The following is a 14,971-nucleotide window of genomic DNA, read 5'->3' on the forward strand; positions in this document are numbered from 1 at the left end:
CGAATAACTACGCAATAATTCCAATAAACCGTGCTTTCAGAAGACTTTCGCCATGCCCAATACCGTTATTTCCGGCTTTACCCATAATTTTCTTGGTAAGGCTCCGGTCTGGTACAAGCAGGTCATCCTGCTGTTCCTGCTTGTTAATCCCATTGTTATGTATCTGTTGGGGCCGGGCACGGCGGGCTGGCTGTTGATTGCCGAGTTTATCTTTACCCTGGCCATGGCCCTGAAGTGCTACCCGTTGTTGCCCGGCGGGCTGCTGGCGGTGGAAGCCCTGTTGATTGGCCTCACCACGCCCGATGCCGTCTATCTGGAAGTGTTGACCAACTTCCCGGTGATCCTGCTGCTGATGTTCATGGTGGCCGGGATCTACTTCATGAAAGAGCTGTTGCTGGTCACCTTCACCCAGATTTTGGTGGGCGTGCGTTCCAAGTCCGCACTGTCACTGCTGTTTTGCGGTGCCGCCGCCGTGTTGTCGGCGTTTCTGGACGCCCTGACGGTAACCGCGGTAATCATCAGTGTCGCAGTCGGCTTCTACTCGGTGTATCACAAGGTTGCCTCCGGCAAGGGCTATCATCACAACGATCACAACGCCGGCAGTGACGACGAGGTGGTGGAGCTGCACCGGGAAGATCTGGAAAATTTCCGCGCCTTCATGCGCAGCCTGCTGATGCACGGCGCCATCGGCACCGCCCTGGGTGGGGTTGCTACCATGGTGGGTGAGCCGCAAAACCTGTTGATCGCCAAAGTAGTGGGCTGGGATTTTGCCGATTTCTTCCTGACCATGGCGCCGGTAAGCATCCCGGTATTGTTTGCTGGTTTGTTCACCTGCTGGGCGCTGGAGAAGCTGCGCTGGTTTGGCTACGGCGGGCGCCTGCCCAAGCCAGTGCGCCGGGTGTTGGAAGAGTTCGCTGAAAACGAGCGTTCCAAACGCACCAAAGCCGACCAGGCCGCCCTCTGGATTCAGGCTTTCGCCGCCGCCATTCTGGTGATTGGTCTGGCGTTCCATCTGGCGGAAGTCGGCTTGATCGGTCTACTGGTGATTATCCTGATCACCTCGTTTACCGGCATCACCGATGAGCACCAGATTGGCAAGGCGTTCCAGGAGTCGCTGCCGTTCACCTCACTGCTGGTGGTGTTTTTCGCGGTGGTCGCGGTGATCCACGAGCAGCACCTGTTCAAGCCGATTATTGATCTGGTGCTGAGTCTGCCGGAAAGCAGCCAGCCGGCTGGTTCTTCGTTGCTAACGGTATCCTGTCGATGATCAGCGACAACGTATTCGTAGCCACGGTTTACATCAGCGAGGTCAAGCAGGCGTTGGACGCCGGTAGCATCAGTTACCCTCATTTCCAGGCACTCGCTGTGGCCATCAACACCGGTACCAACCTGCCGAGTGTGGCGACTCCCAATGGCCAGGCGGCGTTCCTGTTCCTACTCACCTCAGCCATTGCGCCGCTGGTTCGGCTTTCTTATGGGCGCATGGTGATTATGGCCTTCCCCTACACCCTGGTGATGGGTGGCGTTGGTCTGTACATGGTGATTAACCACATTTGATAAACGGTTCGAAAAATATCAAAACCAGTCAGTGAAGTTTGCTGCGGGTCTGTTAAGCTCTAGCGAAAATTGATTATAAAAAAATCATCGATGAACCATCGCAGTAACCCGCACACTCGCAATGATTGGTCCCGCGCCGTGGTCCACGGCTTTTGGCTGTTGTTGTTTGCCTTGTTGGCGGTCACCCCTGCCGTAGGCGAAGAACCGACCGCCAAGACGTTGCGCATCGCCTACGTGGAATTCCCACCGATTACTTTTCGTAATGACAAAGGCAACGCCGACGGCGAGCTGATCGACATCACTCGGAAGGTTGTTCGGGAGGCCGGTTATGTTCCCCATTTCGTTCATTTGCCGATCAACCGGGTGTTCCTATACCTGAAAAACGGCCAGATCGATGTCTGGCCTGGCCTGACCAATATCCCGATTCTCAACGGTGAAGTGCTGGAAAGCTGGGTCAGCCCGATGCCGGTTCAGCTGAGTGTCTGGTATCACAAGGACAGAGGCCGTCCGCTCGAGCATTTCGACCAGCTAAGTGGTAAGAGGGTTATTGTGATTGCCGGCTATACCTACGCTGGCCTGATCGACTGGCTGAACCAGGCCGAGGACATCCGTATTACCGAGGCCCCTAATCACCGCGCGGCCGTCGATATGCTCAAGCGCAATCGCGGTGATTATGTGCTCGACTACCTTCAACCTATCGAGCAGATCTTGACCGAGCCGTCTGATCAAAATGTGATTGAGTCGGAAGCACGCACTCGCAATGCCGCCTGGCTGTTTTCTCTGGCGCATCCGCGGGCCGCGATTCTGCGAGAAGAATTCGACGATGCCTACCTGCGGCTGGTCGAGGCTGGAGAGGTCCCGCCGGTACGCGACCTCTCCCCAGGTTTTGTTATTCCCGGGTTCCCCGAGCAATACCGCTAACGCCTTGCCCATTTAAGGTGACAGGCTAATATCGCCGTACCAGGCAGTGGCAGATTCGCCGGTGTTGTCGGAATCCGACATGATGGCAATGCCCACCAGCGGTGGTGGCGCCTCGCCAAAGGCCTGGCGGTAATCCGCGACAATATCCCGTTCCACTGTGACCCATTCACCGGCCTGTGCGTTGCCAGAATTAACCGCCACCATCATGGTGCTGTCGGTATAGGGGTTGGGCACAATGTCACCCACGGGTACCTCATTGGCCCAGATGTAATTCAGGCATTGCCGGGCAGAGACTCACCAAACACCACTTCCACCGCCTTGCGCTTGGCTCGCTCGAAGAATCCGGCCTTGTCTGGCTGGAACTTGAACGCCACATAGATCCGGGCCGGGTAGTCGTCGCCGGACTTCTCCCGGGCATTACCTTTCTCAAACACGTTCGACACCTTCCAGCGCCAGCGAAGAATCAGCGAGTCGGTCGGTTTCAAGTCGAGTCGGGCAATCAGACCCGAGGCGCCGCCGTTGGTCTGTGCCTTCACTACCTGGGTGCCGTTGTCAGTCACCAATTCATACTGGGAGTGCTGGTCAATTTTCGGAAATTCCAGCGGCTCCCAACCTCGGTGAGCGCTGATATCTGGGAGAACGGCTGCAGTAGCGGTTCGGCGGCGAAAAGCTTGCCCGATGTCAGGGCCAGAGCCATCAGCATCAATGGCAGGGTAAGTCGGGGAACGTGCTGCATGCGGTACCTCGCAGTGTTTTTGGAAAGGGTAGTTGACTGGATCGCGACTGAGTCAGTGACCGGAAAAATCCACGGAAGTGCCTTGTTCCTCTGAAATTCTCTGTATATAGTGTTCGAATCCTTGGTCAAATACCATATGTTGATTTTTTTGAGCATCGTGGTATCGGGAATCCGGTGAGAATCCGGAACTGACGCGCAGCGGTATTGGAGAACGAGCGTGGCATAAAGACACTGGTGAAAACCGGGAAGTCGCCACGCGAGGCCGAATCACACGATTCACGCTCCTGAGTCCGAAGACCTGCCAGGGAGGTGCTGTTGTCCACCACATTGGAGAACAGCGCGACTGCACCTTCGCGACTCAGGCGCCTGCATACGGCCCGATTAAGGTGAGCAGCAAACGGACAGGGAAGTTCCGCCAGGTTCTGGCGAGCGCCCCCGCTCCGTCCTGCGTACGCGAAGGTTATGGAATTCAACGCGTATTCAGGAGAACACAGCATGTCCACCTCAGCTCTGGCCGAACCCCAGCCCTCGGCCCCGGCCAACACCGAATCCCTTCAGGTTATTAAACGCAACGGCACCCTCGTTGGCTTCAACCCGTCCAAGATCAGTGTCGCCGTGACCAAGGCCTTCCTCGCCGTGGAAGGGGATCAGGCCGCTGGTTCTGCCCACATTAACGACGCCGTGCACCGGGTCACCGAACAGGTGGCTCATGCCATTGGCCGGCGCCTGAAAGCTGGCGGCAAGGTGCATATCGAGGATATTCAGGACCAGGTGGAACTTGCGCTGATGCGCGCCGAAGAGCAGCGGGTGGCCCGGGCCTATGTTCTGTACCGGGAAGAACACGCCCGCGAACGGGCCCTTCATGCGCCGGTGGAAGCCCATCCACACCTGACCGTGAAAAAAGTGAGTGGCGAGACCGCACCTCTGGACTTGGGTCTGATGAAACTGCAGGTGGAGCAGGCCGCCGCCGGCCTGGAAGGCATCGATGGCGACACGCTGGTCGAGGATGCCCTGACCAATCTGTACGACGGCATTGCCGAGGCAGACGTGCTCTCGGCCCTGGTGATGACCGCCCGCAGCCGCATTGAACGGGAGCCGGACTACAGCGCCGTCACCGCTCGCCTGCTGCTGGAGCAACTGCGCCTGGAAACCGTGTCGGCGCTGGAGTTATCCACAGAGGTGCCGCTGGCGGAAATTTATCCACAAGCCTGAGTGCCTTCATTCATGCCGGTATCCGTTTTGAGCTGCTGGACGAAGCCCTGGCCGCGTTTGATCTGGAACGCCTGGGCGCGGCCCTGAAGCCAGAGCGCGACAGGCAGTTTGGCTTCCTCGGCCTGCAAACCCTGTACGACCGCTACTTCCTGCACTGGAACAAGGCCCGCCTGGAGCTGCCCCAGGTGTTTTTCATGCGCGTGGCCATGGGCCTGGCCCTGCGGGAGGACGACCCCAACGCCCGTGCCATCGAGTTCTATGAGCTGTTGTCCAGCTTCGACTACATGGCCTCCACGCCAACCCTGTTCAACAGCGGCACCCGCCATTCCCAGCTGTCGTCCTGCTACCTGACCACCGTGGGCGACGATCTGGAAGACATCTACGGCGCCATCCGCGACAACGCCATGCTCTCGAAATGGGCCGGTGGCCTGGGCAACGACTGGACCCCGGTTCGTTCATTGGGCGCGCACATCAAGGGTACCAACGGCCAGAGCCAGGGCGTGGTACCGTTCCTGAAAGTGGTGAACGACACCGCCGTGGCGGTCAACCAGGGCGGCAAGCGCAAGGGCGCGGTGTGTGCCTATCTGGAAAGCTGGCACCTGGACATCGAAGAGTTTCTGGAACTGCGCAAGAACACCGGCGACGAGCGCCGCCGCACCCACGACATGAACACCGCCAACTGGGTGCCGGATCTGCTCATCGAACGCATGCGCGAAGACCGGGACTGGACCCTGTTCTCGCCCAGCGATGCGCCGGACCTGCACGACCTGTACGGCAACGAATTCCGCACCCGCTACGAGCACTACGAAGCGCTGGCGGAGCAGGGCAAGATTGCCCTGTTCAAGAAGATTCCCGCCAAGCAGCTGTGGCGCAAGATGCTGACCGTGCTGTTCGAGACCGGCCACCCCTGGATCACCTTCAAGGACCCGTGCAACCTGCGCTCGCCCCAGCAGCATCGCGGCGTGGTGCACAGCTCCAACCTGTGCACGGAAATCACCCTGAACACCAACGCCGATGAGATCGCCGTGTGCAACCTGGCTCGGTGAACCTGGCGGCCCACATTGCCGACGGCGAGCTGGACGTACAGCGCCTGGAGCGAACCATTAACACCGCCGCGCGCATGCTCGACAACGTTATCGATATCAACTTCTATGCCGTGCCACAGGCCCGCAATTCAAATCTTCAGCACCGCCCGGTTGGCCTGGGCTGATGGGCTTCCAGGATGCGCTGTACCAACTCGGCCTGCCCTACGCCAGCGCCGAGGCGGTGGAGTTCGCGGACCTGGCTATGGAACAGCTCAGCTACTTAGCTATTCGCGCCTCCGCCACTTTGGCCGGTGAACGCGGTGCCTACGACACCTACGATGGCTCGCTGTGGCAACAGGGCATCCTGCCTATCGATTCCATCAGCCTGCTGGAAAAGGCACGTCGGGAAGGGGACTTCTCCGTGAACACCGAGGCCCGCCTGGACTGGACTCCAATCCGCGAGCTGATCGCCGAACACGGCATGCGCAACAGCAACGTCATGGCAATCGCGCCCACGGCCACCATCTCCAACATCGTGGGCGTGTCCCAATCCATCGAGCCGGCGTACCAGAACCTGTTCGTGAAATCGAACCTGTCCGGCGAGTTCACGGTAGTGAATCCCTCGCTGGTGCGGGACCTGAAGGCAGAAGGCCTGTGGGACAACGTGATGGTCAACGACCTGAAATACTTCGACGGCTCGGTGCAGCAGATTGATCGCATTCCCAGCGAGCTCAAGGCCCGCTACGCCACCGCCTTCGAGATTGACGCCCGCTGGCTGGTGGAAGCCGCGGCGCGCCGGCAAAAGTGGCTGGACCAGGCCCAGAGCCTGAACCTGTACATGGCCGAGCCCAGCGGCAAGAAGCTGGATGCCCTGTATCAGCTGGCCTGGGAACGGGGCCTGAAGACCACCTATTACCTGCGCTCGCTCGGGGCTACCGGGGCAGAAAAGACTGCATCGGCGGCCACACCGGCACCTGAGATGGCGCCGCAGCCCCAGGTATGCAGCATTGACGACCCAGACTGCGAAGCCTGTCAGTAACCACTTACTTATTTTTCAGGAGGCATCACCATGCTCGACTGGGACGACGAACCCAAAACCCAGGCCACAACCAGCGCCGGAAATACCACCGGACCGGCCCCGGTGAACGTGGACGACAAACGCGTGATCAACGGCGACACCGATGTTAACCAGCTGGCGCCATTCAAGTACCCCTGGGCCTGGGAGTACTTCATGAACGCCAACAAGAACCATTGGACCCCGCTGGACGTGAACATGGCTCAGGACGTTCACGACTACCATCACCGGCTGACGGCCCCGGAAAAGCACGTGTACGAGAACGTGCTGGCCTACCTCACCACCTCCGACATCCTGGCCATGCGCAACATCGGCCTGGCGGTGATGGAGAAGATGAGCGCGCCGGAACTGCAGATCTACCAGGCCCGCCAGGTGTACGAGGAAGCCATGCACACCTGGGCCTACCAGCACTGCATCGAAACCCTGAACCTGGACCAGAGCGAGATCTACAACCGCTACCGGGTGGTGCCGGCGATCAACGGCAAGATCCAGATTGCCAACCGCCGGCTGGACGCCGCCATGCGCCCGGGCATGAACCTGCGGAACCGCGACGACCTGCAGGAATTCATCATGTCCTACCTGTTCTTCGCGGCGGTGTTCGAGGGCACCTGGTTCTACAACGGCTTCAGCCCCATCTTCGCGCTCCAGCGCCGCGGCCTGATGCGCGGCACCGGCGAGCAGCTGCAGTACATCCTGCGGGACGAAGCCATGCACTTCTCCTTCGGCCTGAAGGTGGTGAACCAGATCGTGGAGGAGGAAAACATCACCTTCGACCCGAAAGCAGTGCGCGACATGTGGGACGAATCGGAAGCCGCCGAAAGCGCCTACGCCAAGTACATCCTGCGCGATCCCATCCTCGGCTACTCCGCGGAGTACCACAGCGAACAGTTCCGCTTCGTGGCCAACCGAAGAGCGAGAACCGTGGGCCTGGACGAACCCTTCCCGGGCGCCAGGAACGTCTCGCCCTGGCTGGATGAGCAGGCCACCATGCGCAAGGAGAAGAACTTCTTCGAAACCCGGGTGATTGAGTATCAGACTGGGGCGCAGTTGGAGTGGTGATTACCCATAATCGGCCGGAGTTATACGAACCCATTCGCAAATCTCCGGCCGGCTCCCGCGCAAAGCCTATAACTCTCTGATATGTTTAGGGTAGTGAATGTGGCGTTCTGGAGTTATACGCCCAGTCAGCGCACAGTTTGGAGAGCTGGGTAGGGCGTATAACTCCGGCGGTAGCCGTTGGGGTTCGTGGTAACTTTCTGGTTTTGGCTGTTTTTCGGAAGGCAGAGAAGGGACTGGAACTGGAATTATACGAATGCGTGTTATACGAACGCGTTCGTTGAATACGCTGTTAGGGATAATAAGGAGAATAGAGTGGCAGGTTACGCTTGGGACAAAATCCAGAATATAGAAAGTAAGCAATACGTTTGCGGTCATTGTGGGCACAAGGTCGCACAAGACCGAGGCTTCTTTGGTCAAGCTAAAACCGGTCACATGTGTTTCATTTATCCTTGCCCGTCGTGTACCAAGCCCACTTTTTTTGCATCAAATGGTAAGCAAACGCCGGCAGTACGAATGGGTCGGGAGGTCAACGGTATAGATAACGAGGCCGTGAGTGAGCTATATCGAGAAGCTCGTGACTCCACTTCCGTTTCGGCTTTCACCGGCACGATTTTAATCTGCAGAAAAATACTGATGAATATCGCGGTCCAGCATGGAGCTGAGCCCGGGAAGCGTTTTGTTTCCTACATCGACTACTTGGAGGGTCAGGGTTTTGTTCCTCCGAACGGAAAACAATGGGTTGATGAAATCCGGAAAAAAGGAAATGAAGCAACGCATGAGGTTCCTGCACCCAGTCAGGTAGACGCCGATCAGATTCTAAACTTTGTGGAAATGCTCCTAAGGTTCACCTATGAATTCCCAGCAATGGTGCAAGGTTCGAATCCCTAACCAGTGTAGGCACGGCGACGCCCACTACATTGCGCCTTCAGCTTCATTTTATGGGCGCGCATGCTGCAAACGTTAAATACAAGGAACCACCCCAACAATGGAACTGAGTCGAGCTGAGGACCTCTTTGGAGAGCTTTCGAAGATTGTGGATTATCCACTGTTTGAGGAATCACCACGCATTGTGCTTAGTGCAACGCTATCGGGAAGTTCAATGCATTTTGCTGCATCAGTTCGGGTTCTGTGCGCGCAAGGTCTTTTGCTCGGAGCTAGCGCTACTCTTCGTTCTCAATTTGAATCAGTTGTTCGGAGCGTTTGGGCAATGCATCGTGCAACCGACGGCCAGGTCCAAAAACTCTCCACTGAGTTAAACCAAGAGTCTCAACAGGCGAGCAAGAATATTCCCCAGGTTAACGTCATGATGACGGACCTAGAAAAAATACCGCAACTCATCAATCTCTTGGTTACGTTAAAAGAGTTCAAGGAAAGCTCTTGGTTACCTCTGAATTCATTCGTGCATTCTGGGATACATGCAATTCATTGGACGAAGAATGATGCACCGCCAAAGTTACTAGACCAGGTTTTTCGAGCGAGTAATGGGCTTGCGCTTTTGGCATTTCAAAATCTCGGTATCCTAACTGGGCGCCCTGGAATTCAATCGGAGATCATCAGAGCAACAGCCTGTTACTCAAGTTGTTTGCCAAAGCGCCGTGAGTGAATTTAACAAGACCATCAAATTCGTTACGGCCACGAAGGATGTGGCTTTCACCTGACTGCCTACGCGTCGCTTCGGCAGCCGTTTATGGCGGCGTCATGAATCGTTCGCCCAAGCATCGGAGATGAGGTGTGTGCCCCAATGCGAGAAGACTAGCATTGGGGCACATTGTGATTAATCTTCCTCTTCGTCGTCGCCTCGATATTCAGGATGGTTTGGGTTCAGCTGGTTAGAGTGGTTGTCCAGACTATCCCAATAAGCCTCGTTATTAGGGTTCATGCTGTCGCTTCGATCGTCATTAGGGTCGCGGCTCATAATGCCTCCTTTGGCAAAGTTGTTTGTTGAGCCTTCAGATTGGGAGTGTGCAGAGGGAAACGAAAGTTAATTTGCATAAACAACGCGTTATTTTTCATTAACCATAAATAAAACAATGATTTATGATTCTTCAGTTTTTTAAAAATTTTTCACGGGATTCCGCATACGACCACCGTAAACTGGTGAATGGCGAAGAAATGATCTGTGTGGCTAAAAATCTGGGCTACACCCAGGCCCAAATTGCGGAGATGTGCGACGTTTCCACGACTATGATTTCGCATTGGGCTAATCAACAGAAGCCCGAAAGACCAACATTCCGTCAGCTTAAACCGATGTTCGATAGGTGCGGCAGAGGAAGATTTAAATATGAAATGGAGCCACTTCCACCATCAGCAATCGAGTACCCACCGATCAAGGTTTTTTTAGCAACATTGTTCCTTGCTATGGCTGTGGGAGGCGCAATCTGGTTTAGCACGCTGAAACCGTGCTTGGATCAATGGGATGAGTGTAAAGAATTAAAATGGTACCAAATGGGGTCCTTCCAATGGATACAAGTTGGGGACTCGGCTAAGTGATATAGATGATAGAAGAGGTTTGAAGTCGGACCTTTCGGCTCTGATTGATTACTTCGCCGCCTTTCATAACAAGTCGCGTCACTCGGACGGCCCTACCAAGCGGACGGTGCGCTTTGCGTTATGCACTCACAAAACTCGGAGGGTAAACAATGCAGCTGGAAGGTTCATGTCATTGTGGCAGCGTCCACTTCACCGTGCATTCTGCCCACCCCTATCCATTCAACAAATGTTACTGCTCGATCTGCCGGAAAACTGCGGGCGGTGGTGGTTATGCTATTAATCTGGGTGGTGATTACAAAACACTATCAGTTGAGGGGGAGAAAAATGTCAGTATCTACCAGGCAATAATAAAAGACCCCGAAACCGGAGAAACTCAGGAGAGTCCTGGCCAACGGCATTTTTGTAGGAAGTGCGGAAGTGCTCTCTGGCAATGGGATCCAAGATGGCCTGAGTTGGTGCATCCATTTGCCTCTGCAATCGATACCGATCTGCCTGTACCCCCGGAGCGAACGCATATGATGTTGGACTATAAGGCACCTTGGGTCGAAGTTCATGCCGCACCAAACGACAAGTTGTTTAAGGAGTATCCGCAAGAATCGCTCGCTGAATGGCACCTGCGACTAGGGATCGAGGATGGAGGTGTATAACAAGCGTATGCAGTCGGACCAGCAAACCGCTAACGCTTTGCTAACCCCTGATGCGAAGCGTTACGTGTACTACCAAGGAGTAGGTTCTTTTGCCTGAGTTGAAAACCGTTGGCCTATTCCTCGTTACCGCTTTAGCGGAGATTGTCGGCTGTTATTTGCCCTACCTCTGGCTTCGCGAAGGTAAAACTATCTGGCTTCTGGTGCCAGGGGCGCTGAGCCTTGCGGCATTCGCTTGGCTTCTGTCATTGCATCCGACCGCTGCGGGTAGAGTCTATGCGGCGTATGGTGGCGTTTATATTTTCATGGCAATACTCTGGCTGTGGGCCGTGGACGGCATCCGTCCGACGGTCTGGGACTTAGTTGGCTCAGCCGTCGCTTTAGTGGGTATGGCAATCATCATGTTTGCGCCGCGCACCACATAGGCAGTGCATTAAATTCGTTCCGGCCCGAGGGCCTTCCTCGGACGCCCTTGTCACGCAGCTAAACAAAAGCCTTAGGTGACCATGAACCAACCAATGACAGGATTCCACAAAGATGAGTTCGACGACTGGGTCGCGGAGCTGTCGTGTGGGCATTTTCAGCATGTCAGGCACAATCCGCCCTGGCAGAATCGACCTTGGGTGGAGAAATTAGAAACACGGAATGAAATGCTCGGACATCTTCTTAACTGTAAGAAGTGCGACGAAGGCGCTCCGCCAGATCAGAAAGTTTAAATCAGGCCGCAGCGAGTCATTTCCGCCTGACAAAGGTCGCCCCTGCGGCTGACGTTACCTTTTCTAGAATACGTAAATGAATCCGACGCCTATTTCAGCTTCATAGTCGTTGCGGGTGATTGGGCTATCCGCAATGTCGCTGCTATATCGCTCATATACCGCCTCGCCGAAAATCTGCCAATTCTCGTTAAACGAATGACGATAATTGTAATTGAACCCAACCGAGCGAAAGCCTCCACTCAGGTCGGTCTCATTCAGTCCCGATGCAGCTGACTGTTCTGCGTCTATACCGAAATCTTTATTGGCATACTCGCTATCGTGAAATACCACGGCGATAGCAATTTCATGACCCGTTCCGTCGATCTGATCGCCGAAGCGGCGGCCCACTCCGAAAAGACCAAGACTCCCGTTTTCACCGGTGACAACTCGGCCATCCAGCCAATAACGCCAATCGGTATCGAAAGCACGGCGTGCTTGCAGTACGAACTCAGCACCCTCATCGCCATCACCGAGACCATCCAAACGACCGTCATCGGAATCGCTCTCTTCACGACCCTCATCAAAGCCCACGGCGGCCTCGATTAACCAGGTGTCAGAATGAAGGCCGCGCCACCCCAGCGCCTCACCGGCCCAGAAGAAAATATTATTGCCTTTACGCCATTGCACCGCCCCGGCAGGATCGACCTCTGCACCGAATTCATCCGACCCTTCGTAGGCCGATTCGTACTCAATACTCAGGCCCAGCCCAAACGCCCAGCCATCATTACCCCGGGTGAAGTCGTCGATTGAGGGTAAGGGCACCAGAGCTGTTTTTCTGTCCTGTGCTAATGCTGTTTGAAAGAAGAGTGCAGGTAAGCACACTATCAAGAGCATGCCTGTAAACGTTTTCATGTTAATTCCGCAGCAGTGCGTGATGATATATTGATTATAGTTCGTGCTGGACGGCGTGAGGGCTTAAAAAATCGGCTCGCCGGTCGCTTTCACCGCATAGAACAGGCAATCACTCTTCGCAATCACCGGGTTGGTGGTGATCATAAAGGCTTTTAGGGCCTGGGCGGGGTAGATCTGCCCATCCTTCACCCGCAGAATCTGCTCCATGGTCTCGGCCCGGTTGTGGCCGATCGCGGTGAGTATGCTGAGACCTTTTTCCCCCACCCAGCCCAGCGGTTCATCCGGGGATACAACCCCGAAATTCCGCCGTTCGATGTCGGGCGGAAAGGTGAGGTCGGCCTGGCCGGTGGGTGCAAGGCGGTATTCAATGGTCGCTTCCGGCGCCAGTTCCACCCGAATCGGGTTGCGCAGTACGTTAACGTCCCACTCCGCTTTTTCCTGTGACAACACATCGGCTCTTGAGGTGTACCGCACGAGTCCCTCGTAGGCCAGTTGGTGCGCCTGTTCTTCCTGGGAGCCGCCACACTCAATGGTTACCGTGGGTACCTCCTGTTCCGAATACTCCATCAACGCACCCAGGCGAAGGTCCGTCATCACGAGCCGATTGGTGAACAGGGAGGCCAGTGCCTGGTGGGCGGCGTCGCTGGTGATGGTCACGGCGAAGGCCGGGCCGGTGCCTGAGGTGTTGTGCACGTCCAGCAGGCATTCTGGTTTTACTCTCTGAAGCTCGGCCAGCAGGGCCCGGGCAATAGCCCCTTCCTCGCCCTTGAAGGGTTGCCGGAAGCACCGGTTAAGGTCCAGCCCATACGGTAGCTGGCGGTGTGACAGTGCGGGTGGGATTTTCGCAGGATAGACGCCGCCGAGCAGAAACAGCATGTTCACCTCCGGCGTGTGCTGCTCCAGCAGCCATCGGTGCAGGGCGAGCAGACCGGAAGGTTCATTACCGTGCAGTAGCGTGGCCATGGCCCGTGTCCGCGAGCGATCGCGACCAGCCACATGAACGACCGTGGGCTTGCGCAGTCGGTCCAGCCACTCAAGGGCTGAGCGCCCCAGTGTTCGGGGCGACGGGTCATGCAGGTAATCCAGCAGGTTCGATGTGCTCACGGCGACAACGTCCATTCATGAACCGGTGTATTGGTTTTCTGGTTGGCCATGTACAGCGCCAGCATGCTCCGGAACGCCTCATCGGGACTCAGGGACTGGAACAGACGCTCCGTGATGTGGCGCTGCCAGCGGGCGCCGGTCAAGGAGGTTTCAATGCGGCCTTCAATGATGCCCAGCAGGCGGTTAATTTCGGTCTCGTCTACGGCGGTTCGTTTTAGTGCCTCCCGGGCGCGGGGCAGCAACTCGCGGGCCACGGTCAGGAGCGGCATATCCCGTAATTGCACCTGATCTTTGTGCGGCCAGATGATTTCGGCGCCAATGCCGTATTTGGCGGCGCGGTAAAAATTGTGTTCGGTGTAATGGAAGGGGAGGATCGAGGTCAGATGGGGGATGTCTTCCAGTAGCGCCAGGGCCGCGCCGATCACGAACAGCCCATTGGCACACATATCCACAGCTGTCGGGCCGGCAGGCATGGAGCGAATCTCGATGCGTAGATGACCATCGGCGACAGGGTCATAGATGGCCCGGTTCCAGGGCCAGGTGGTGCCTTGGTGCAGGCGCATCTCGGCCAGTTGCGGCACCTCGCCCCGATCAAGCACCGCCATCGGGTCTTCCTCTGACATCATTGGCAAGATGGGCGGATACAGCGAGGCGGAGGCCGCAAACAGCTCCCAGGCGCTGCGTGCCCAGCCGTTGCCGAAATAGACTCTGGGCGGGTGGCGCCAGGTTCTACGATTGGGTGAGCGGCTGTCGATGCACTGCTTGAACAGGGCAATGCGGGTTTCGTCCCAGAGGTGGTGGCCAAACAGGCTAGGGGAATTGCTGGCAAGGGCGAGGACAATGGGCGTGACCAGTTGCACGGCATTGAAGTAATCGGCGAACCGGTTCGCAGGCACCCGCCAGTGCAGCTGGAATGACGTATTCGCGCCTTCCATGGTGACGTCATCGGCCTCCAGATCGATGACATCGTTGCCGCCGATGTGAATGCTGAAGGGTTCGCCCCGTTGCTTGATCAGCGCATCCGAGAGCGCGTGATAGCGGGGTTCGTCGGTCATCGCCTCGGTGCCCGTATCGGACTCGCGAAGGGTGGGCAGAATGCCGATCGGTACCAGTTCTCCATCCAGTGGCGCGGCGTGCTGGTTGATTCGTTGGATGGCCGCGAGCAGCTCCTGCTCGGTTCGGGCAAACGGCGTTCCCTTGAAGGCCTGGGGGCTGAGGTTGTATTCGAGATTGAAGCGGTTGAGCTCAACCGTCAGTTGCGGGTCCTGAACACTGGCGGCGATGTCGGTGTTGATAGGGTGAACGCACAGGTCTGGGTTTACGATGTAGAACTCGACCTCAGCGCCAATGGAACTCTCGCCCTCACCGAAACCAGGCCGCTCAAGAAGGCGAGAGAATGCGGTCAGGTCCATGCGGACCTTGGCGGAAAATTGCTCAAATTCTTCCGGCGTGAATTCGGATTTTGTGACCGACAGTCCCACGTTAGCGTCGTCTCCAGAGCTCACCTACTTTGATAGTAGTGGAAGATGCGACCGGTACGG

Annotated in this window: 12 protein-coding genes, 3 pseudogenes and 1 riboswitch; of the genes and pseudogenes, 10 read left to right on the forward strand and 5 right to left on the reverse strand. The window is 56.5% G+C overall.

Going from position 1 to position 14,971, the window contains the following annotated elements; genetic code table 11:
* Positions 1-52 precede the first annotated feature (52 nt).
* Positions 53-1,557: pseudogene (gene nhaB / locus AU14_RS14840) on the forward strand (sodium/proton antiporter NhaB).
* Between the two features lie 90 nt (positions 1,558-1,647).
* Positions 1,648-2,478, forward strand: a complete 831-nt coding sequence (locus tag AU14_RS14845; protein ID WP_041342027.1) for a substrate-binding periplasmic protein — start codon at positions 1,648-1,650, stop codon at positions 2,476-2,478.
* A gap of 12 nt (positions 2,479-2,490) precedes the next feature.
* Here the strand turns inward: AU14_RS14845 and AU14_RS14850 are convergent.
* A pseudogene (locus AU14_RS14850) lies at positions 2,491-3,038 on the reverse strand (DUF3047 domain-containing protein).
* A 281-nt stretch (positions 3,039-3,319) separates the two neighbouring features.
* Positions 3,320-3,534, forward strand: a riboswitch (cobalamin riboswitch).
* Between the two features lie 232 nt (positions 3,535-3,766).
* On the opposite strand from AU14_RS14850, the pseudogene AU14_RS14855 reads away from it, so the two are divergent.
* From AU14_RS14855 to AU14_RS14870, 4 genes and pseudogenes are all read left to right on the forward strand, one after another.
* Positions 3,767-6,490 (forward strand): annotated as a pseudogene (locus AU14_RS14855) (ribonucleoside-diphosphate reductase subunit alpha); the annotation flags it as partial.
* A 30-nt stretch (positions 6,491-6,520) separates the two neighbouring features.
* Positions 6,521-7,585 carry a ribonucleotide-diphosphate reductase subunit beta gene (locus AU14_RS14860; protein ID WP_041342029.1) on the forward strand — a complete coding sequence of 355 codons (1,065 nt, stop codon included), beginning with the start codon at positions 6,521-6,523 and terminating at the stop codon, positions 7,583-7,585.
* A gap of 312 nt (positions 7,586-7,897) precedes the next feature.
* Positions 7,898-8,473, forward strand: a complete 576-nt coding sequence (locus tag AU14_RS14865) for a DUF4145 domain-containing protein (RefSeq protein ID WP_041344034.1) — start codon at positions 7,898-7,900, stop codon at positions 8,471-8,473.
* 97 nt (positions 8,474-8,570) lie between these two features.
* Positions 8,571-9,188 (forward strand): DUF6988 family protein, encoded by a 618-nt coding sequence (locus AU14_RS14870; protein WP_041342032.1) that lies wholly within the window; start codon positions 8,571-8,573, stop codon positions 9,186-9,188.
* Positions 9,189-9,359: 171 nt separating this feature from the next.
* Here AU14_RS14870 and AU14_RS19665 read toward each other — a convergent pair whose 3' ends face one another.
* On the reverse strand, positions 9,360-9,500 hold the full coding sequence (locus AU14_RS19665; RefSeq protein WP_169745961.1) for a hypothetical protein: 141 nt from the start codon (positions 9,498-9,500) through the stop codon (positions 9,360-9,362).
* 122 nt (positions 9,501-9,622) lie between these two features.
* Here AU14_RS19665 and AU14_RS14875 point away from each other — a divergent pair, with 122 nt between their 5' ends.
* The 4 genes from AU14_RS14875 to AU14_RS14890 all read left to right on the forward strand — a co-directional run bounded on the left by AU14_RS14875 (position 9,623) and on the right by AU14_RS14890 (position 11,435).
* Complete coding sequence (locus AU14_RS14875; RefSeq protein ID WP_041342035.1) at positions 9,623-10,075, forward strand: helix-turn-helix transcriptional regulator; 453 nt, start codon at positions 9,623-9,625, stop codon at positions 10,073-10,075.
* 149 nt (positions 10,076-10,224) lie between these two features.
* Complete coding sequence (locus AU14_RS14880; protein WP_041342038.1) at positions 10,225-10,722, forward strand: GFA family protein; 498 nt, start codon at positions 10,225-10,227, stop codon at positions 10,720-10,722.
* Positions 10,723-10,811: 89 nt separating this feature from the next.
* Positions 10,812-11,144, forward strand: a complete 333-nt coding sequence (locus AU14_RS14885) for a YnfA family protein (protein ID WP_041342041.1) — start codon at positions 10,812-10,814, stop codon at positions 11,142-11,144.
* A gap of 81 nt (positions 11,145-11,225) precedes the next feature.
* Positions 11,226-11,435: a DUF3565 domain-containing protein gene (locus AU14_RS14890; protein ID WP_041344035.1), complete on the forward strand. Its 210-nt coding sequence runs from the start codon at positions 11,226-11,228 to the stop codon at positions 11,433-11,435.
* Between the two features lie 63 nt (positions 11,436-11,498).
* On the opposite strand, the gene AU14_RS14895 is transcribed toward AU14_RS14890, so the two are convergent.
* The 3 genes from AU14_RS14895 to AU14_RS14905 form a co-directional block, all read right to left on the reverse strand.
* Positions 11,499-12,326: a MipA/OmpV family protein gene (locus AU14_RS14895; RefSeq protein WP_041342044.1), complete on the reverse strand. Its 828-nt coding sequence runs from the start codon at positions 12,324-12,326 to the stop codon at positions 11,499-11,501.
* 63 nt (positions 12,327-12,389) lie between these two features.
* On the reverse strand, positions 12,390-13,430 hold the full coding sequence (locus AU14_RS14900; protein WP_236744122.1) for a M14 family metallopeptidase: 1,041 nt from the start codon (positions 13,428-13,430) through the stop codon (positions 12,390-12,392).
* Positions 13,427-14,911, reverse strand: coding sequence for a hypothetical protein (locus AU14_RS14905; RefSeq protein ID WP_041342050.1), 1,485 nt, complete (start codon positions 14,909-14,911; stop codon positions 13,427-13,429). The genes AU14_RS14900 and AU14_RS14905 overlap by 4 nt, the downstream gene beginning before the upstream one ends.
* Positions 14,912-14,971 lie beyond the last annotated feature (60 nt).

Source organism: Marinobacter similis (genome assembly GCF_000830985.1).
Classification (GTDB): Bacteria; Pseudomonadota; Gammaproteobacteria; order Pseudomonadales; family Oleiphilaceae; genus Marinobacter; species Marinobacter similis.

Bases quoted from the DNA above. Each gene is read 5' to 3' on its own strand.
- AU14_RS14890 (WP_041344035.1), top strand. From the start codon at position 11,226: ATGAACCAACCAATGACAGGATTCCACAAAGATGAGTTCGACGACTGG.
- AU14_RS14870 (WP_041342032.1), top strand. From the start codon at position 8,571: ATGGAACTGAGTCGAGCTGAGGACCTCTTTGGAGAGCTTTCGAAGATT.
- AU14_RS14880 (WP_041342038.1), top strand. From the start codon at position 10,225: ATGCAGCTGGAAGGTTCATGTCATTGTGGCAGCGTCCACTTCACCGTG.
- AU14_RS14875 (WP_041342035.1), top strand. From the start codon at position 9,623: ATGATTCTTCAGTTTTTTAAAAATTTTTCACGGGATTCCGCATACGAC.
- AU14_RS19665 (WP_169745961.1), bottom strand. From the start codon at position 9,500: ATGAGCCGCGACCCTAATGACGATCGAAGCGACAGCATGAACCCTAAT.
- AU14_RS14845 (WP_041342027.1), top strand. From the start codon at position 1,648: ATGAACCATCGCAGTAACCCGCACACTCGCAATGATTGGTCCCGCGCC.
- AU14_RS14895 (WP_041342044.1), bottom strand. From the start codon at position 12,326: ATGAAAACGTTTACAGGCATGCTCTTGATAGTGTGCTTACCTGCACTC.
- AU14_RS14860 (WP_041342029.1), top strand. From the start codon at position 6,521: ATGCTCGACTGGGACGACGAACCCAAAACCCAGGCCACAACCAGCGCC.